Below are 19,108 nucleotides of genomic sequence, written 5' to 3'. Positions count from 1 at the left end.
CTATCCCCTAAATTCAAAGGTACTCAGGCCAAACGTCAGCAGATCGCCGTTGCGCAGCGGGCAGCGCGTAATGCGGCGGTTGTTGACGAGCGTGCCGTTGGTGGAATTGAGATCCTCGATCGACCAATCCGAGCCCGTAAAGGTGAGCTGGGCGTGGCGGCGCGACACGTTGGGGTCGCGCAGGGCAATGTCGGAAACTGAGCGCTCGCGACCGATGGTCACCTGTGCGGAGGTGATGCTATGGCTCTCGCCGCTCACGACGTCGACGAGCTGGGCGAGCGGACGCTGCGGGGCGCGAGTGCTCGCCATGTTGGAGGCGATGCCGGCTGCGGCGCCTAGGCCCACGGCGGCACCGGTCGCGGCGGCTCCGCCCATGCCGGCAAGCGCGTCACGCGAGACGGTCTGCGGCACCGGGATGGGAGCGGCGGGGTCGGGGATGCTAGGCGCGAAGGGGTCTGCCACGGCAAGCGGGTCGGGAGCGGCGGCGCGAGGCGTCGGCTGCTGCTGGGGCATGGCGGCGGGGCGCTGCTGCTGCGGGGCAGCAAACTGCTGCTGGCCGGCGCGCGGGGCGCTGGCGGCACGGCTTGCGGCCGAGTTGTTCTGTCCCAGGCCGTTTTGGTAGGCGCGCTCTTCCTCGTACAGGCGGCCGAGCGTGGGCGCATCGACGTTCTCGGCAAAGACCGAGAACTTGCCGGCGCGCAGCTGCGGATCGATCATAAAGCGCACGAGGGGCTCGCCGACAAAGACATAGCGGCGCTTTTCGGCCTGCGCCTTCACAAACTCGCGGACCTCGCGCGAAAGCTCGGGGTAGAACGGGGCGAGCATGGGATCGTCGTCGGCGGCGATAAGGATGGTATAGAGTGCCGGCGCCGTGTTGACGCCGTTGATCACCAGAGTCTGATCCTCCATGTCGCGAGCGGCCTGCTTGGCAAGCTTCTTAAAGGAGAACGGGGCACGGGTGGCACCGAAGATGCCGGCCACGTGGTCCTCGAAGATGTTCAGGAAGTTCACGAAAGATCACTCTCCGTATAGGTTCTTTGGTATCCGAGCAAATATAGGCATATCCCAACGATTATAGAGGATAGGATTCCCGCAACCGCCGCCTTGGCGATGACCGCGACTGCAAGGCTGGCAATTTCCATATGGTGTGCAAGACAGGACGCCGCTGCGCAGCCGATGCCGGTGACAGCGATGGCGGCGATTGCGGCAAGGTTTGAGCCCTGATCGGCACGCTTGGCATGGGCATTGAGCAGCGCGGATGACGCTGCGGCAGTTGCCGCGACCAGCCCAAAGGCAGCCCAAAGGAGCGGGTCTCCCAGCGCTGCGGCAACGTTACCGAGCCCCAGCACGCCTCCGGCTGAAAGCGCGACCGTGGCCAGACGGGCAAAAAGCGCGCCCATGCCCGTTGCCGCGGCGGCGCTTGCCGGGCCGAGCCAAAATGACGCGACGCCGCCGGCGACCCCAGCTGCCAGGAAGGTATTGCCGGTCAGACAGCCAAGCGCGAGTGCACAGGTGAGCGCGGCGCTCGCGGCAGCCTCGGTGCGACCCCAGGCGATCCACCAACCGGACATGGCAGCGGCAAAGATCACCGCGACCGGCAGCATCGACAGGATGCCCTGCGCCTGCATGGTGGCGTTGGCCATGAGCACCAAAAAGCCCACAGCCGAGATGGCCGAGCCGATCTGGGGGGCCAGGCCAGCCGCCGCTCCGATCGCGATAGCCGCAATGACCAGGCCGGGAAGCGTCGCGACTCCGGCCGTTTGCATCAGCAAAAAGCTAAAGGTGCCGCACGCCAGCGCCGAGATAGCGCGCATGGTGTAGTCGCGCGCATGGCTCCAGCGCGTGCCCGCCCAGCCAAGTGCGGGGTCGACCTCGATGGCTTCGTCCTCGTAGTGCGACGGCTCGATATCGTCGAGCTCCTGCTCGTCATCCGAAAGCTCGCCAACCATTTGTTCCAGGCTGCGACGGCCCTCGCGTACGCTGCCCAGACCGGCAAGGAGCTGGTCGCAAAATGCCTCGATGCTGCTGGGGCGGTCCTGCGGCATGGGGGAGAGCGCGCTCATGAGCGCGGCCTCGGCTCCCGGGGGAAAGTGCGGTATCAGCTCGCTGGGATAGGTGGCGCCGCCGATGATGCGGTCGAGCGAGTCGGCGGGCGTGGCCGCCATAAAGGGAGCGCTGCCGCACAGGCCCTCATAGATTACACAGGCGAGGGCAAAGACATCGGCGCGCTCATCGACCGTGCCGGTCTCGATATCGAGCTGCTCGGGTGGCATGTAGCCGATGGTGCCGCCGCGCGAGCCGCCAAAGCCACCGGCAGACGACAGTCGCGCCATGCCAAAGTCGGTGAGCTTTACATTGCCCGAGTGGTCGATGAGCACGTTGGCGGGCTTAATGTCCAGGTGGAGTACGCCATTACTATGGGCGAAGGTGAGCGCCTGGCCTAGGGCATCGGCAATGGCCGCGGCCTCGTCAAAGGTAAGTGAGTGACCGTCCACGCGGTGCAAAAACTCGGCCAGCGACATGCCATCGACATATTCCATAACCAGGTAGGCATAGGCTGTGTCGTGCGTAAAGTCGATGACCTGCACGATGTTGGGATGTTGAAGCATGGCGGCAGTGTGCGCCTCGCGCAGGACATCCATGATGTCGCTGGCGGGCATGCCGACACCGTTAATAAGGGGGATGCGCTTAATGGCGACGCGGCGGCGCAGGTGCGTGTCGCGGCAGATCTCGATGGAGCCAAAACCGCCGGTCGCAAGTGTCTCGAGCGGCTGGTACCGCTTGAGCAGCTCGCGAGAGCTGGTGCCCTCCAAAGGAACGTCCGGCGAGAACCGGGCGGTATGTTGCGAGAAAAGCGGCATGGCCAACCCTCGTGCGTTTAAAGTTCGTTTGCGAGCGGCGGGCGCGGGGCCGAGCCGTTCGCGGTGGCATAGATGCTGCTAGTGTAGCACGCGCAGATGGGCGACATTCAATTTAAGCTCCGTCTGGGGTCTGGACCCTGCGTCCGGCCTAGCGATTCTTCTTGTTCTTCTTCTGCTTGCGCTGCTTGCCCTTGGCCTCCTGGGGCTTGTCGCCCTGCTTGGCCTCGGCGGCGGCCTTCTCGGCCTTCATTTTCTTCTTCTTGGTCTCGATGCGGAGTTTTTTGTTGATGCGCGCCTTAAGGAAGGGACCGAACTGCTCGGCATCGCCGCGGACAAAGGTGTCCTTAGGGATCGTCACGCCCTGGTCGGCGAACATGGCCACAAAGATGCGCTCGCCGTCGAGCACGTGGTCGAGCTTTTCAAACGGGAAGAACTGCGACTTGCCGCTCTTGCCCCATACCATCAGGCCGTCCTCGTTGGCGGCGACGCGGCGATAGCGGCCACCCATGGACTCGTCGGCCTCGACGGCGTCGATAAAGTCGCGGGCGAGGGTGTGGTGCAGGTTTTTGCTCCACCAGGCCAAAAAGGCGCCGAACACGATCAGGACGACGCCAAACTTGATCCGGTTGCCGCCGGCCACCAGCATGCCGATGCCGATGAGCGCGGCAATTGCCGCGGCGACATACAGCGAGCCGCGACGCCTGGGCGAGGCGACCAGGCGGGCGAAGTCGGTGACCAGGTCGTTTTCGTACTGGTACTCGTTGAGGTACAGGATGCCGTCGTCGGCTGCGGCCTGCTCCTCGAGCGCGACCTCGACCTGGTCGGCTGCTTCGGAGGGGACGAGGTTGCTCTCTGCGTCTGCCATGCTCTTCGGACTCCTATCGCGGCGGGCTCGCCGTACGGGTATTATGGAATGCAGTATGCCGTGCGACCGCATGGCCGCCGCGGCAACAAGACTCAGTATACCCGGGGGAGCACCCATGGAATCGTTGTACCGAAAGTATCGCCCGCTCACCTTCGACTCCGTGGTGGGCCAGCAGCATATCGTCTCGACGCTCGAGCACGCCATCACCGAGGGGCGCCTGTCCCACGCCTACCTGTTCTGCGGACCGCGCGGCACGGGCAAGACCACCATGGCGCGCATCCTGGCCAAGGCGCTGCTGTGCCGCAATGCGGAGGCGGCGCGCGCCGAGGGTGCAAGCGGCTGCATGCCCGACGGTACTTGCGAGGAGTGCGAGCTCATTGCCGAGGGTAACCACCCCGATGTCTACGAGCTCGATGCCGCCTCCCGCACGGGCGTGGACAATGTGCGCGAGGAAATCATCAACTCCGTCAACTTTGCCCCGGTGCGCGGCAAGTACAAGATTTATATCATCGACGAGGTCCACATGCTCACAACGGCGGCGTTTAACGCGCTGCTCAAGACGCTCGAGGAGCCGCCGGCACACGTGATCTTTGTGCTGTGCACCACCGACCCGCAAAAGATTCTGGAGACCATTCTCTCACGCTGCCAGCGCTTCGATTTCCACCGCATCGGCAACGAGGATATCGAGCATCGCCTGTCTTACGTGTGCGAGCAGGAGGGCTTCGATTACGACGACGAGGCACTCGCCATTGTGGCGCGCCATGCCAAGGGCGGTATGCGCGACGCGCTTTCCACGCTGGAGCAGCTGAGCGTCTTTGGCAACGGTTCTGTGCATGCGGACGACGCCCGCTCGCTTTTGGGCGAGGTTTCGGACCAGATTCTGGGCGAGTTTTCCCGCGCCATTGCCGATCGCGATGTTGCCGAGCTCTATGGACTGATCCGTGCGCAGGTCGAGGAGGGCAATGACCTGCTGGAGCTGACGCGCGACCTGGTGGCGCATGTGCGTGACGTGTACGTTGCCTGCGTTGCCGGTGCCCGTGCCGAGCTGTTTGAGGGCGGCTCCGAGCAGGCCGAGGCGCTTGCTGCCGAGGCCGCTGCCTTTGGCGAGCATCCTGCCGACCGCCTGGCCCGCGTGCTGACGGTGCTCGACGATGCCGCACTGGAGATGAGGGGCGCGAGCGACGTGCGCCTGGTGCTCGAGATTGCCTGCACGCGTCTGGCGCGTCCCGAGGCTGATTTAACGATTGAGGCATTGGCCGAGCGCGTGGCACGTCTGGAGGCCATGGTTGCCAACGGCGCCGTGCCGGCGAGCGTGGCTGCTGCTCAGGCCGCCGCGCCTGCAGCATCCGTACCCGCTGCTGCCCAACAGCCGACGCTCATTTCGGGCGCCCGTGCTGCCGCTCCGGCGGCATCCGCTGCCCCCGCTGCTACGTCCGCGCGCCAGGGCGGTATGCCTTGGGACCGCGGCGCTGCTGTTCCGGCTGCCCAGCCTGCGCCCAAGTCCGCGGCTCCTGCGCCGGCGCCCAGACCTGTAACGCCTGCACCTCAGCCCGTTGCGGCTCCGGCTTCCGCGCCTGCTGCATCGACCGTGTCGGTGTCCAAGCCCAACAACGCCGCCCAGGTTGCCGCCGCCGGTGCTGCCGAGACCCCCGCGGTTGAGGACGCCGGCGAGCTCCAGCGCAAATGGGCCGAGGTCGTCGAGCGCGTCAAGGCTCGTCAGGCCTCCTACGCAGGGCTTTTGCTCAACGCCCGCGCCACGGTCGACGACGGCTCCAAGCTCACGGTCTCGTTCCCCGCGGGTTCGACTTTTGCCATCAAGATGCTCGGTCGCGCCGATACGCAGTCGGTGGTCCTGCCGACGGTCTGCGCGGTCTTCGGTCGTCGTACCGTCGACTATGTCCTGGATGGGGGTGGCACGCCGGCTCCTCAACATGAGGAGCATTCTCCATCTGCACGGGCTGCGGTATCTGCGGACCCGCAACCCGTGTCCTCGGTGCCCCCTGCATCCTCGAGCGCCAGCGCGACGCAGCCAAAAGCGGCGCCGGTAGCGGCACCGACCCCGTCGGCGCCTGAACCCGCTGCGCCCAAACCGGCTGCTCCGATCCCCGCGCCCAAGTCCGCTGCCGCGCCTGCGCCCAAGTCATCCGACCTGGCCAAGGCCCCTTGGCTGCGCTCCGACAACCCTGCCGGTGCTCCTGCCACGGGCAAGCTCCCGACCGAGCCCGCGCCCCGAGCGCCCGAGCGCGCGTCCGTCCCCATGACTCAGCCGCCTGCGCAGGCTGCGCCATGGGAATCCGAGCAGGTGCCCTACGACGATGCTATGGTCGGTGGTTTTGCTGCCGATGCCGGCGGGGACGATCTGCCCCCGTTCGACGTGCCGGGTGCGGCGTCCGCGACCAAGGCCGCTGCTGTGGCACCCGCAGCCTCTGCAAACGACGACGTCCCCGCCGCTCCCTGGGAATCCAATCCCGGTGCTGGCAGCCCCTTCGGCCATCAGGGCGCAGCCCCGAGCATCCCGCAGACCGAGGACGAGGCCAAGGCCCTCATCCGCAGCGTCTTTGGCCAGGCCACCATCTTCAAGCCGGTGGAGTAGCTGCGCAGGCGGGTATACTGCTCAAGAAGAGGACCCCTTGTCCGGGCGCATCTGTATTTCGGACATGTGTAGTGTGGTGCCGCGTATGTCGCATTTGAGCAGACAGGTGCGTGACGGTCGGCCTAGGATGCTGAGGTCGATACGATACGTCGCATGGCTGTCCGTGTACTCGACTTGCTCGGCGTTAATGGTTGCTCCGATTGCCAAATAAACGCCTAGCTCGGCATCGACAATCTTGAAGTCCTTTATCTTGACCTTGAACTCTTGATAGAGGGACGGGCTGTTGTAGTAGACGGTTCGGGTTCCGTCGGTGCACTCATCGGTCGTCTCCCATTTGACGACGGGCTGGTCCGAGCTGGCTATCAGCAGTTCTGCTCCAAAAGCTATGGCATGGGTGATGACAACCAGCAATGCCCAGCCGACAAAGAGATAGAGAACCACATATGCAACGGGGTGTTTTGAGCGGATATTTTGGAGCGCGTTGGGGGCATTCATGGGGCACCTCCAAATTACTATCTATGGCAATCAAATTATACCCTGCCGCCATGTGCGCCGCCTCGAGTAGTGGCTCGGCATTTAGCCATTTAGTGGTACGCATTAAATGTCGGATTCCGGCTCTACAAGATTTAGCTTTAAATATTATGCAGATGCGAATTATTCAACTTTGCATAATCTATGGGTGCGGCTTGCGCTCCAGGACATGTATATCGACTGAGGTAACACGTCCGCCCCGCTCGCTGGCCTCGCGCCGTGGTACGATTTTTGAGTTTGAAAGTCCCGCCGTGCTCCGGCTGCCCTTGCAGCTCGGCGTGCGGCCGCACGTAAAGGAGCCATCATGGCCGGTATGAACATGCAGCAGATGATGAAGCAGGCTCGCAAGATGCAGGAGCAGCTTGCCGCCGCGCAGGAGAACCTCAAGTCCCAGACCGTCGACGCCTCTGCCGGCGGCGGCATGGTCAAGGTGACCGTTAACGGCGAGATGGAGCTCGTCAACCTCACCATCGATCCCGATGCCCTCGATCCCGAGGACGTCGATATGCTGCAGGATATGATCATGGCTGCCGTCAACGAGGCCGTCCGCGGCGTCAACGAGCTCGCCAACAAGCAGATGGGCGCCATCACCGGCGGCCTCAACATCCCGGGCATGCCGTTCTAAGACACGCATATATATGAGTGCGAATCACAGTCTGCAAAAACTGCTCGATGAGCTGGGCCGTCTGCCGGGCATTGGTCCCAAGTCGGCCCAGCGCATCGCCTATTACCTGCTCGAGGCCGATGCCGAGGAGGCCCGCCGCCTGGCCGAGGCCATCCTGGAGGTCAAGCAGGAGGTCCACTTTTGCAGCCGTTGCTTTAACTACGCCACGGCCGACGAGTGCTCCATCTGCCAGGACCCGATGCGCGATACCACTCGCATTTGCGTGGTGGGCGAGCCGCGCGATGTCCAGGCGATCGAGCGCACGGGCAGCTACCACGGCCTCTACCACGTATTGGGCGGCGTGATCAGTCCCATGGACAAGATTGGCCCCGAGCAGCTGCACATTCGAGAGCTGCTGGCACGCTTGGGCCACGAGGACATCCACGAGGTCATCATCGCCACCAACCCCAATATTGAGGGCGAGACCACGGCGAGCTATCTGGCCCGTACCATCAAGCCGTTGGGCGTCGAGGTGTCGCGTCTGGCAAGCGGCCTTCCCGTGGGCGGCGACTTGGAGTATGCCGACGAGCTTACGCTTGGCCGCGCTATCGAGGCCCGTCGCACGATTTAGGTGGCGAGCCTGCTCCTGCCGTATGTTTTCCTCGCGACGCACGGGGTAGTCATAATTTCCCCGTGCGACTGTGAGTTTGTTGTGCAACAAAGATGCTTCGTATCCGCTTATCGCATGGATGCTTCCGCTCGCATCCTTAATTTGTCCATTCGTTGCGCAACCTTTTTGGTTCGCTGATACACTCAAATATGGATTCGAATGAATGCGCCGCTCCCGAGCGGCGTGTTTTTGTTGGAGGAGAACGCATGCGGCCCGGTGGCACTCAGACAAAGCGCGGCGCCGCGGTGCGCATACGACGCCGACTGGGCTTGGCGCCGCGGGCGTACGCACTGCTATCGTGCTCGCTGGTGCTGGTCATAGCTGGCGTTTCTGCCTATGGCATGACCGTGCCGTCCATGATGCAGGCGCATGCCGCACGCGAACCGCGCGTGGGGCATGAGGTCAAAAGCGATCTGGGCACCACGACTGGATATGCTTGGGCAAGTGTGGTCGGGCATATTGTGTTTGGCACCGACGATGCGGACGGCGCCGAGGCCCCGGACAACGAAGTCACGCTTGCCAATGGCAAAACCATCGTGCTCACCAACACCAAGATCATCGATCGGTTGTCCAACAATAGCGTGGCGGCAACGGTGAATAAGGTCGAGCAGCAGAAGGAGCAGGACGCCCAGCAGTTCGGAAAGCCCGGTAGCTCGGATACTTCTGGCTCTGGCTCGGATTCATCGAGTTCGGGCGGTGGCTCTGGGTCGGGTTCCTCTACCGGAGGGCCTGGAAACGGCGGCTCGACGGGCGGCAACACTGACAACGATGCAAACTCCGGCGGCCTTTCCGCTGCTGAGGAAGAGAGCATTCACAGTTGGCTTGTGACCAAGTACAACATGCTCGACGGCTATGTTTCTCGTGCCAATGACGTGGTCTCGACCTATAACTCTACGGGAGATCCCAGGCCGTGCGACAGCCTGGTCGGGGAGATGTTTGTCATTCGAGCCGAGTTCGGTCGTCAGACATTCTCGCCCCGGTCAAAGTGGTATCAGCAGTATGCCAATCTGTGGGGCTGTTACACCAACCTATGTCAATGGGTCGGCCATTACGGCGATGATGATGTCGCGCTCGGTAACTTCAACAATAACGTGGCGGCGCTTGCCCTATGATGACCGATCTTGCATCTACCACACCACAATCGCTCGGTCGCGATCCCATGGTCGGCCTGCGCCTGGCGCGTGTCGACGGGTTTGAGCCGGCCATTGCGCTCGGTCAGGACGAACTGCCTACCTATCTGCGTCGTTTTACGATGCTGTTTGCCGACGATGCCACCATGCGCCGTGGCGGTATCGGCCGCGTGACGCGTGCCGTCAACGCCCAAGGCGAGGCAGTGGCACTCAAGCAGCTCATCTTGCCGACGCGCGATGAGTTTGATGACGATGCCGCTCACGAGGCGCTGGTCGCCAAGTTCAAGGCGGCGTTTCGCGAGGAATACGAATGCCATCGCGCCCTTTCGGGCCTTAAGGGCTTTCCCCGCCTCTATGGCTGGGGCGAGGTCGACGGTGTGCCTGCAATTGTCATGGAATGGGTCGAGGGCGAGACGCTTGCCCGCTTGCGTTCGCGACTTGCCGTGGACGATGCCGGACGCCTGTCGCCACTTGTGGCGGCGCGTCTGGGTCGCGACCTGTTCGATCTGCTCTGCCGTATGAGCCTGGTGGGCGAGGGCTTTGTCCATCGCGATATCTCGCCCGCTAATATTATGGTGCGCACGGCGCGTCTACCGCTTGACCGGCAGCTTGCCGAGGGCACCTTTGACCTGTGCTTGATCGATTTTGGCTCGTCGCTGGCGCTCGAGCCCGCCTCTGCGGTGGCCGGCACCGGCGGCAAGGCGTCGTTTACCGAACGCTATGCCACGTTGCGCCGTGCGACGGTGGCCTACGCCCCGCCCGAGATGCTCACCGACGATATCCCCGACCTGCGCATACTTCGCATGTCGCCGGCGATTGATGTCTATGCAGCGGCGAGCACGGTTTACGAGCTCATCGCCGGTGTCGCGCCGTACGAAGTGGCGCCGGGTGCGTCGGGTACTTCGGGCTCGCGCAAAAGGACGCGCGATATCGCCAGCCCTTATCGCCTCAAGATGGATACGCTGCCCGATTATCCCGTCGGCGCCCACGCGCCCGGCTGCGACTTGACGCAGCTTCTGCGACGCGAGCCCGATGTGGCACTTGCCGCGGCCGAACAGGCTCAGCAGCTGGGGCTCGATCCAAATTCCGAGGACCTGCGCGATGCGCTGGCGTTTGTCGACGCTCAGCTGTTCGACGTGGTGATGGCCTGCCTGTCCTGCCATCAGGAAGATCGTCCCGAGCCGGCTGCGGTGGAAGCGGCGCTCTCGGCATTTTGCGACCACTATGCGCAAAATGTCGCCCGCTCGCTTCGAGCCGAGCCGCTCATGCCGTGCCCGATGGAGGTATCGGGGCACACAGCCCGGCGTGCGGCGATGGTTGGTGCGACGGCGGTATGCGGCGTGCTTTGGGCTGTGGTCGTGGTATCAGCGGCGCTGTTGGCGTCGGGCGCCCATGTGACGCTCGTCGTGGGACCGCTTATGTGGTCCGGGAAGCTCCCGGCCATTATCGCCGCGCTGGCGTTGGCGCTGCCGGGCATGGTGGGCATCGCTGCCGGGGCCTTGGCGCGCGACCGCCGTGCGGGATTCCTGCAGGGCGTGTTGGCCCTTTCCGCCTGCGAGGTTCCGGCTCTGGCCGCACTCGCATGTGCCGTGTTTTCCCAGCATGCCGTGGCGGGTGGCCTGGTGGCCGCCATAATTGCAACCTATGCGCTCACGTGGTTTTTGCTGGCGATGGGGTTTGCCTTTGAGCTTCCCGTCGTGTCAGCACGACGTGCGAAAATTCCCATGGCGACGCCGCTTGCCGGCGGAGCCGCGGCTGCCCGCGCCTTTGGCGGGCCGGCCGAAGTATCCGACACGATCTCTGCGACCAAGGAGGGCTAAGCCATGGCTTCTCAAGCTGAGCTCACCCCGTGCGGGGCAATGTTTGACATCTTTAAGCGCGCAGCGCACCTGAGCCATATCGAACTTTGCGGCCTGGTGCTCTCGAGCCGCCCACTCGCCGACGGCCGTAGTCCGCAGAGCCGTGCCGCCGATCGCTCCTGGGTTTCGCGCTTTATCGTGCGCGCGCCGGTCGGCACGCTTCAGGAACGTTATTTTGCCGATTGCGGCACCTCGGCCGCGCGCATTATGTCGCAGCTGGCCCTGCGCCGTCGCAACCCCATGGACGCCGCGGCCGTGACCAATATGGTGTGCGGCCCCGCTGGCGAGCCCATGGTGCGGGCACTCGAGGAATGCCACCAGGACACGAATCTCTATCGCAATGCGCTCGAGCGCCTGTCGCAGGTGGCTGAACTCATGCCCGCCGAGCGCGCCGAGGCCATCCTGGTGCTGTTTGTCGCCGTGGGTTGCTCGGCAGATGTCCGTTCGTCGGTGACCTATGCCATCGACTACGCTCATGCGACCTGTGGCGGCGCCACGTCGACGCCGCGCTCGCTGAGCACATCTTCGGTCGCGGGCGAGCACGAGGTCGCGCCGGCGCATCCGCTGGGACTGCTGCGCGTGCAAAACGGCTACGTGGTGAGCGCCCCGCGCTGGATTCAGCCGAGTGAGGAAGGTGTCGAGATCGGCGCGCTGGCAACGGGGGAGGGCGACATCACCGACGTCGGTGACGACGTCTCGGCCCGCCATGCCCATATCTGGTGCGACGATTCTGGCGCATGGTTTGTCGAGGACCTGTCGTCCACGAACGGCACCGTGGTGGTAAACGGGGCCACGAGTGTGTGTATTCAAGTAGAGCCCGGCCGCTCCGCCCAGCTCAACCCCGGCGACGAGCTCAAACTCGGCGAATCCACCACCTACGCCATCCTCCTCGGCGCCCTCTAACTCATCCCCTCAATGAGTTGCGGTGAAATAGGGACTGATTAAGGCCGTTAACAGCAAAAACAGTCCCTATTTCACCGCAACTGCTGTAGGGTTCCAGGGGACTGTGTCCGTCGGTGCCGGGCGCACAATAGTCACCCGAGGTAAACCTTTACCGGCCACCTATATTTGCCGAAATATGGCTTGACGGCGGGGTACAATAAACCCGCATGCGGATTTCCGTTGCGGGCGCTTCCCATCGCCGGGGCGTGCCCGGGAGCATCCGGCATGCGGCCTTTGCGGCGCTCGGTCATGTGCAAGACGGGTAGCTGGGCCTGTGGAGCGCGTGCAGCCCTCCTCGCCTTGGCATGCCTTCTCTCCACGCCATGTACCTGCTGCTGAGTCCGCCTGCCAGATGATTGGAAGCAACAACGAAAATCCCATCACGCCAATATCCCGGCGATCGCCGGGGCCTGTATACCTATATGAGAGGAGAGGGGTATATGGCGCGTAAGTTTAAGTCTATGGACGGCAACGAGGCGGCCGCATATGTTTCGTATGCGTACACCGAGGTAGCGGGAATTTATCCCATTACGCCGTCCAGCCCGATGGCCGACCATGTCGACCAGTGGGCGGCCCAGGGTCGCAAGAACATCTTCGGCACCCCGGTCAAGGTCGTCGAGATGGAGTCCGAGGCAGGTGCAGCCGGTACCGTTCACGGTTCGCTGGGCGCCGGTGCTCTGACCACCACCTACACGGCTTCTCAGGGTCTGCTCCTGATGATCCCGAACATGTACAAGATCGCAGGAGAGCAGCTCCCGGGCGTTTTCCACGTCTCCGCGCGTTGCGTCGCTTCGCACGCCCTGAACATCTTCGGTGATCACTCCGACGTCATGGCCTGTCGCCAGACCGGTTTCGCCATGCTCGCCGAGGGCAACGTCCAGGAGGTCATGGATCTCTCGCCGGTGGCTCACCTTGCCGCCATCGAGGGCAAGACCCCGTTCCTTAACTTCTTCGACGGCTTCCGCACTAGCCACGAGATCCAGAAGGTCGCCATGTGGGACTACAAGGATCTTGCCGAGATGTGCGACATGGACGCCGTCCAGGCTTTCCGCGACCACGCGCTCAACCCTGAGCACCCGCACACCCGCGGCAGCCACGAGAACGGTGACATCTTCTTCCAGAACCGCGAGGCCTGCAACAAGGTCTACGACGAGCTTCCCGCCGTCGTCGAGGGCTACATGAAGAAGATCAACGAGAAGCTCGGCACCGATTACGGCCTATTCAACTACTACGGCGCTCCCGATGCCGATCGTGTCGTCGTGTGCATGGGCTCCTTCTGCGACGTGCTCGAGGAAGTCATCGACTACCTCAACGCTCACGGCGAGAAGGTCGGCCTGGTCAAGGTCCGCCTGTTCCGTCCGTTCTCCATCAAGCACTTTGTCGACGTTCTCCCCGAGACCGTCAAGAAGATTGCAGTTATGGACCGCACCAAGGAGCCGGGTTCCATCGGCGAGCCGCTCTACCAGGACGTTGTCTCCGCTCTCTACGAGGCCGGCAAGACGGGCATCAAGGTCGTCGGCGGCCGTTACGGCCTGGGCAGCAAGGACACGCCTCCCGCGTCCGCGTTCGCTGTCTTCGAGGAGCTCAAGAAGGACGAGCCCAAGCGCGAGTTCACCATCGGCATCGTCGATGACGTGACCAACCTGAGCCTGCCCGAGGCCGAGGATGCGCCCAACACCGCAGCCCCCGGCACTATCGAGTGCAAGTTCTGGGGTCTGGGTGGCGACGGTACCGTCGGCGCCAACAAGAACTCGATCAAGATTATCGGCGACCACACCGACAAGTACGTCCAGGCCTACTTCCAGTACGACTCCAAGAAGACCGGCGGAGTCACCGTCTCGCACCTGCGCTTTGGTGATTCCCCGATCCGCTCGCCGTACTACGTGACCAAGGCCGACTTTGTCGCCTGCCACAACCCCAGCTACATCGTCAAGGGCTTCAAGATGGTCCGCGACGTCAAGCCGGGCGGCACCTTCCTGGTCAACTGCCAGTGGAGCGACGAGGAGTTCGCCGAGCACATGCCCGCCGTGGCCAAGCGCTATATCGCGAACAACAACGTCAACGTCTACCTGATCGACGCTATCGACCTGGCCGCCAAGGTCGGCATGGGCAAGCGCACCAACACGGTGCTCCAGTCCGCCTTCTTCGCGCTGGCCAAGGTCCTGCCCGCCGAGGACGCCCTGCAGTACATGAAGGACGCGGCTACCAAGTCCTACATGAAGAAGGGCCAGGCCATCGTCGACGCCAACCATAAGGCCATCGATGCCGGCGCTACCGCCTTCCGTAAGTTCGAGGTTCCGGCCGACTGGGCAACCGCCGAGGATGCCGCTCCCGTCGAGCTCTCCGAGGAGACCAAGTCCGCCATCGCCCAACAGGTCAAGAACCTGCTCGAGCCCATCGATCGCATGGATGGCGACAGCCTGCCCGTTTCCGCCTTCGTCGATTGTGCCGACGGCCAGTTTGAGCTGGGCGCCTCCGCATACGAGAAGCGCGGCGTCGCCGTGGTCGTTCCTCACTGGGACGAGACCAAGTGCATCCAGTGCAACCAGTGCGCCTATGTGTGCCCGCATGCCACCATCCGTCCGTTCGCGATGACCGAGGACGAGGCTGCCGCCGCGCCCGAGGCTACCCGCACGCTCGACGCCATGGGCCCCAAGGCCAAGGGCATGAAGTTCACCATGGCCGTGTCCCCGCTCGACTGCATGGGTTGCACCAACTGCGTCAAGGTTTGCCCCAAGGGCGCCCTCGAGATGGTTCCCACCGAGCAGGAGATGGACCAGCAGCCCGTTTGGGACTACATGGTCGAGAACGTCTCCGAGAAGAAGGAGCTCATCGCGGCCAACGTCAAGGGCAGCCAGTTTAAGCAGCCCTACCTGGAGTTCTCCGGCTCCTGCGCCGGCTGCGCCGAGACCGCCTATGCACGTCTGGTGACCCAGGTCGCCGGCGACCGCATGTTCATTTCCAACGCCACCGGCTGCTCCTCCATTTGGGGCAACCCCGCTGCCACCGCTCCTTACTGCAAGGACAAGGACGGTCACGGCCCGGCGTGGAACAACTCCCTGTTCGAGGACAATGCCGAGCACGGTCTGGGCATGGCCGTTGGCTACGAGGCCGTTCAGAAGAAGCTGATCGCTGCTACGCAGGAGATCATCGCCGCTGACGGTCCGTCCGACGAGCTCAAGGCCGCCGGTCAGGCTTGGATCGACTCCGTCAACGACGCCGAGGCCTCTAAGACCGCTGCCGCCGCCTACGTTGCCGAGCTCGAGAAGTGCGGCTGCGACGCCTCCAAGGCGATCCTCGCCGACAAGGCTTACCTCACCAAGAAGTCCTTCTGGATCTTCGGCGGCGACGGTTGGGCCTACGACATCGGCTTCGGTGGCCTGGACCACGTCCTGGCTTCCGGCCACAACGTCAACGTCTTCGTCTTCGACACCGAGGTCTACTCCAACACCGGCGGTCAGGCCTCCAAGGCCTCGAACCTGGGCCAGGTCGCTCAGTTCGCCGCTGCCGGTAAGGTGACCAAGAAGAAGTCCCTGGCCGAGATCGCTATGAGCTATGGCTACGTCTACGTGGCGCAGGTCGCCATGGGCGCCAACCCGGCTCAGACCCTCAAGGCCATCCATGAGGCCGAGGCCTACGACGGCCCGTCCCTCATCATCGGTTACAGCCCCTGCGAGATGCACTCCATCAAGAAGGGCGGCATGCAGAACTGCCAGGCCGAGATGAAGAAGGCTGTCGAGTGCGGTTACTGGAACCTCTTCCGCTTCAACCCCGAGGCTGCTGCCGGTAAGAAGTTCTCGCTCGATTCCAAGGAGCCCGCGGGCGGCTATCAGGAGTTCCTGATGAACGAGGCCCGTTACGCTTCGCTGACGCGTTCCTTCCCCGAGCGCGCCGAGGAGCTCTTCAAGGAGAACGAGCAGGCCGCTATGGACCGCTACGCTCACCTGCTGAAGCTCAAGACGGTGTACAACGAGGCCTAGGTCTCCCACCGCAGGATCTGAGGGCTGACCTTCGCGGACGTCCTCGGACATGAAAGAACCCCCGCTGCGCACTACGTGCGGCGGGGGTTCTTTCGTCCTGCGGAATGTCCGCGAAGGTCAGCCCTCAGATCCTGCTACGAATACGTCCTCGGATTGTGTGGCTGAATGAAGGACGTGGTTGTGGGGGCCTTTTGTCCCCTTCGCTGTTTCGCGGCTTTGCCGCGAAACCTCGCGCCACTTCGGGGATGGATGGAGGTTTTGGCTGTTGCCGCCTTCTATCCTCGTGCTTTGGGGCTGGTTGCCTTTTGGAGCTCATCTTTATTCCTTATGCTGAATGAAAAGCCCCATGTTTTTGCAGGGGTGCATACTCGTCTTATTAATGCATAGAATCTCGTATAGTGTGAGTAAGATATTACGCTGCCTGTTTTGTGTTTAGCAGAGATATAGTTTGCATAATCTAGTCTAATCCCTGCTCTATTAAAATAAAGTCGCACGTAAATGGAGTAGATATACCTAAGCTGGGCTTCTTTACGCTGAGCGGGTAAAAATGACCGTTCACCGTTCAACTGTTTTCAAAATGAATAAAATGAGCGATAAAGAGAATATAAACCTTAATAAACTCGCGTATCGCACGGACGCGGGTTATTAATGGGTTGTAGGCCTTTTACAGAAAGGATTCCAGCAATGTCTAAGCCTCTTGGCAAGCCCGATCGTATTGTCGTCGCCCTTGGCGGCAACGCCCTCGGCAACAACCCCGTCGAGCAGATCGAGGCCGTGAGCAACACCGCCCACGCTCTCCTCGGTCTCATCGAGCAGGGCAACGAGATCATCATCACCCACGGCAACGGCCCGCAGGTCGGCATGATCCAGAACGCCTTCGCCGCTGCCCACGACGCCATCGGTACCCCCGAGATGCCGCTGCCCGAGTGCGGCGCCATGTCCCAGGGCTACATTGGTTATCACCTGCAGCAGGGCATCGGCCGCGAGATGCACAAGCGCTATAAGCGTTGGCACGCCGCCACCGTCGTCACCCAGATCGAGTGCGATCCGGATGATCCCGCGTTCAAGAACCCGACCAAGCCGATCGGCCCCTTCTACACCGAGGAGCAGGCCAAGGAGTTCATGGCCGAGGATCCCTCCAAGGTCTTCGTCGAGGATTCCGGCCGCGGCTGGCGTCGCGTCGTCGCTTCCCCCGATCCCAAGAAGATCGTCGAGGCTGACTCCATCCTCAACCTGCTCGACAACGAGTTCATCGTCATCGCCTGCGGTGGCGGCGGCATCCCCGTCGTCCGCGACTACGAGAACAAGGGCTGCTACAAGGGCGTTCCCGCCGTCATCGACAAGGACCTGGGCGGCGAGCTGCTGGCCGAGGACTGCGACGCCGACGTTCTGTTCCTGCTGACCGCCGTTGAGCATGTCGCCATCAACTTTGGCAAGCCCAACCAGGAGGAGCTCGAGGACCTCACCGCCGACGAGGCCGAGCGCCTGGCCGACGAGGGCCAGTTCGGCAAGGGCTCCATGGAGCCCAAGGTCCGCGCTGCCATCAAGTTCGCCCGTTCCCGCAAGGGCCGCACCTGCATCATCGGCGCTCTGGACAAGGCCGCCGAGACCATGGCCGGCCTCTCCGGTACCCGCATTCACGAGTAGTCTCTACTCTGTTGCCTCTCTCGTGGGCGCTAGGCAAAGCGCCCACAAACTAGCCTCTCTTCATGAGCCCCGCAGTCCGCTCCGACTGCGGGGCTTTTGCTATTCACCTAGTCATTGGGGACGTTCTTAAATGACTAGTCAAACAAGAGCGTCCCCAATGACCACTCATTTAAGTCTGTCCCCAATGACTAGTAGTAGGCCCACATGGCTTCGACTTCGTTGAGGACCTCTACGACGCCCCAGCGGCGGGCGCTGCGGCTGGCCGAGTTGGGGTCGTAGACGCCAATCTGGTTGGCGTCGTCGATGCCGTAGAGCACGATGTAGTGGCCTACGTTGGTAAATGTACCGGGGCGCACTGCGGCGATGACGGGCGCACCCGAGCGAAGTGCTTGGGTAATCGATTCGCGATCGTTATAGAGCTGTGTTCCGTTGAGCCCCAGCTGCCACGCACCGCCTGTCATAAACGACCACTCGGTGGCACCAGTGGGGGCGTAGTTGCCGGCTTCGGCCAGCGCGCATATATCGACCGGCGTCTTATCGGTATGGCCGGTCTTAAAGATATAGACCATGGTGAGGCAGGTAGGACCGCAAGCGTTTTCGCGAATAGTGCCACCGGCATAGGGCAGCTCCGACCATGCGGGGTCAATTTGGTAGATGTGGGGCATGGTGCCGGCCTGCCATTGCGAGCGTGGGGTCGAGAACGCAAAGGAGTAACCGGGTGCGACGGGAGCTTTAAGCAGCTTGTCCTCGGCAGTGGGCTCAAGACCGGCTGATCCGTGGGAGATACAGGATCCCAAAAACACAAAGACGAGGCAGGCGGCGATGGAGCAAAGCGCAAGGCGTAGGCGGCGGGCCGGAAGCGCGTGGCTTGTGGTGTGCGACGCGGGGTGAGGGGCGGAATTGCCGCGATCGCGTTGAGGTCGCGAAAAGGAGCGCTTGACGTAGTAGTCGGTCTTACGGCGATCGTAGCGGCGTGGCTGCGATGTGTCGGTCTGACGTTGGCGTGTGCTCGTACTGACGCGGTCTGACTGCTGCACGGTACGGCTTTGCTGCCGCGAAGAAGCCCCGGGCTGCTCTTGGGGGCGCTGCGGGTTGTCGTTGTCGGAGGTGCTTCTGGGCGTTGGCGTGGTGCGGCCGGCAAGGCGCACGCTTTGTGGCCGTTGGTCGCCGTCATTGTATCCGTATGCCATTCGAATCACCTTGCCTCATGTGTAACTTGTCTATCCTACATAAAAAGATGCACGACACATGGGCATGTGCGCCAAAAGCCTGACAAATGGTATGAACGTTGCCGCGCCGCGCGCCAAGCGCCACGGCAACAGGTATTCAAAAGCAGACAAGATGAAAGCGTCCAAGACGAATGACGTCTCCCGCCGTTCGTCCCAAAAACGGTGCCGCTCGTTTTGCAGTTCTGCCTTCGGTCGAG

Annotated in this window: 13 protein-coding genes; 8 read left to right on the top strand and 5 right to left on the bottom strand. The window is 62.8% G+C overall.

Features of this window, described 5'->3' with window-relative positions; all coding sequences use genetic code 11:
* From GPK39_RS05585 to GPK39_RS05575, 3 genes are all read right to left on the bottom strand, one after another.
* Complete coding sequence (locus GPK39_RS05585) at window positions 1–1,011, bottom strand: FhaA domain-containing protein (RefSeq protein WP_195622457.1); 1,011 nt, start codon at window positions 1,009–1,011, stop codon at window positions 1–3.
* Window positions 1,008–2,861: a serine/threonine-protein kinase gene (locus GPK39_RS05580; RefSeq protein WP_215674269.1), complete on the bottom strand. Its 1,854-nt coding sequence runs from the start codon at window positions 2,859–2,861 to the stop codon at window positions 1,008–1,010. Before GPK39_RS05580 ends, GPK39_RS05585 begins: the two co-directional genes overlap by 4 nt.
* Window positions 2,862–3,009: 148 nt before the next feature.
* Window positions 3,010–3,726 (bottom strand): hypothetical protein, encoded by a 717-nt coding sequence (locus GPK39_RS05575; protein ID WP_215674268.1) that lies wholly within the window; start codon window positions 3,724–3,726, stop codon window positions 3,010–3,012.
* 115 nt (window positions 3,727–3,841) lie between these two features.
* Between GPK39_RS05575 and dnaX the strand changes: the two genes are divergently transcribed.
* Window positions 3,842–6,319, top strand: a complete 2,478-nt coding sequence (dnaX, locus tag GPK39_RS05570; protein ID WP_215674266.1) for a DNA polymerase III subunit gamma/tau — start codon at window positions 3,842–3,844, stop codon at window positions 6,317–6,319.
* Between the two features lie 21 nt (window positions 6,320–6,340).
* Here dnaX and GPK39_RS05565 read toward each other — a convergent pair whose 3' ends face one another.
* Window positions 6,341–6,814, bottom strand: a complete 474-nt coding sequence (locus GPK39_RS05565; protein WP_006235175.1) for a hypothetical protein — start codon at window positions 6,812–6,814, stop codon at window positions 6,341–6,343.
* A 340-nt stretch (window positions 6,815–7,154) separates the two neighbouring features.
* On the opposite strand from GPK39_RS05565, the gene GPK39_RS05560 reads away from it, so the two are divergent.
* From GPK39_RS05560 to arcC, 7 genes are all read left to right on the top strand, one after another.
* Window positions 7,155–7,475, top strand: coding sequence for a YbaB/EbfC family nucleoid-associated protein (locus tag GPK39_RS05560; protein WP_006235174.1), 321 nt, complete (start codon window positions 7,155–7,157; stop codon window positions 7,473–7,475).
* 13 nt (window positions 7,476–7,488) lie between these two features.
* Window positions 7,489–8,085 carry a recombination mediator RecR gene (recR, locus tag GPK39_RS05555; protein WP_118385154.1) on the top strand — a complete coding sequence of 199 codons (597 nt, stop codon included), beginning with the start codon at window positions 7,489–7,491 and terminating at the stop codon, window positions 8,083–8,085.
* Window positions 8,086–8,330: 245 nt separating this feature from the next.
* Complete coding sequence (locus tag GPK39_RS05550) at window positions 8,331–9,236, top strand: hypothetical protein (protein WP_215674264.1); 906 nt, start codon at window positions 8,331–8,333, stop codon at window positions 9,234–9,236.
* Window positions 9,233–11,074, top strand: a complete 1,842-nt coding sequence (locus GPK39_RS05545; RefSeq protein ID WP_215674262.1) for a serine/threonine protein kinase — start codon at window positions 9,233–9,235, stop codon at window positions 11,072–11,074. The genes GPK39_RS05550 and GPK39_RS05545 overlap by 4 nt, the downstream gene beginning before the upstream one ends.
* A gap of 3 nt (window positions 11,075–11,077) precedes the next feature.
* A complete protein-coding gene (locus tag GPK39_RS05540) occupies window positions 11,078–12,016 on the top strand; it encodes an FHA domain-containing protein (protein ID WP_215674260.1) in 939 nt (312 codons plus the stop codon).
* A 479-nt stretch (window positions 12,017–12,495) separates the two neighbouring features.
* Complete coding sequence (gene nifJ, locus GPK39_RS05535; RefSeq protein ID WP_215674259.1) at window positions 12,496–16,035, top strand: pyruvate:ferredoxin (flavodoxin) oxidoreductase; 3,540 nt, start codon at window positions 12,496–12,498, stop codon at window positions 16,033–16,035.
* A 684-nt stretch (window positions 16,036–16,719) separates the two neighbouring features.
* Window positions 16,720–17,682, top strand: coding sequence for a carbamate kinase (gene arcC / locus GPK39_RS05530; RefSeq protein ID WP_006235166.1), 963 nt, complete (start codon window positions 16,720–16,722; stop codon window positions 17,680–17,682).
* A gap of 188 nt (window positions 17,683–17,870) precedes the next feature.
* Here the strand turns inward: arcC and GPK39_RS09515 are convergent, their stop codons facing one another.
* Window positions 17,871–18,872 carry a C39 family peptidase gene (locus GPK39_RS09515; RefSeq protein WP_229028295.1) on the bottom strand — a complete coding sequence of 334 codons (1,002 nt, stop codon included), beginning with the start codon at window positions 18,870–18,872 and terminating at the stop codon, window positions 17,871–17,873.
* Between the last annotated feature and the right edge of the window lie 236 nt (window positions 18,873–19,108).

Source organism: Collinsella aerofaciens, assembly GCF_018785245.1.
In the GTDB taxonomy this organism is placed as follows: Bacteria; Actinomycetota; Coriobacteriia; order Coriobacteriales; family Coriobacteriaceae; genus Collinsella; species Collinsella aerofaciens_AD.
Note: the sequence above shows the minus strand (reverse complement) of the source record. Positions and strands in the feature narration are given on the sequence as shown.

Bases quoted from the DNA above. Each gene is read 5' to 3' on its own strand.
- recR (WP_118385154.1), top strand. From the start codon at position 7,489: ATGAGTGCGAATCACAGTCTGCAAAAACTGCTCGATGAGCTGGGCCGT.
- GPK39_RS05550 (WP_215674264.1), top strand. From the start codon at position 8,331: ATGCGGCCCGGTGGCACTCAGACAAAGCGCGGCGCCGCGGTGCGCATA.
- GPK39_RS05540 (WP_215674260.1), top strand. From the start codon at position 11,078: ATGGCTTCTCAAGCTGAGCTCACCCCGTGCGGGGCAATGTTTGACATC.
- GPK39_RS05575 (WP_215674268.1), bottom strand. From the start codon at position 3,726: ATGGCAGACGCAGAGAGCAACCTCGTCCCCTCCGAAGCAGCCGACCAG.
- GPK39_RS05580 (WP_215674269.1), bottom strand. From the start codon at position 2,861: ATGCCGCTTTTCTCGCAACATACCGCCCGGTTCTCGCCGGACGTTCCT.
- GPK39_RS05545 (WP_215674262.1), top strand. From the start codon at position 9,233: ATGATGACCGATCTTGCATCTACCACACCACAATCGCTCGGTCGCGAT.
- arcC (WP_006235166.1), top strand. From the start codon at position 16,720: ATGTCTAAGCCTCTTGGCAAGCCCGATCGTATTGTCGTCGCCCTTGGC.
- nifJ (WP_215674259.1), top strand. From the start codon at position 12,496: ATGGCGCGTAAGTTTAAGTCTATGGACGGCAACGAGGCGGCCGCATAT.
- GPK39_RS05565 (WP_006235175.1), bottom strand. From the start codon at position 6,814: ATGAATGCCCCCAACGCGCTCCAAAATATCCGCTCAAAACACCCCGTT.
- GPK39_RS05560 (WP_006235174.1), top strand. From the start codon at position 7,155: ATGGCCGGTATGAACATGCAGCAGATGATGAAGCAGGCTCGCAAGATG.
- GPK39_RS09515 (WP_229028295.1), bottom strand. From the start codon at position 18,872: ATGGCATACGGATACAATGACGGCGACCAACGGCCACAAAGCGTGCGC.
- dnaX (WP_215674266.1), top strand. From the start codon at position 3,842: ATGGAATCGTTGTACCGAAAGTATCGCCCGCTCACCTTCGACTCCGTG.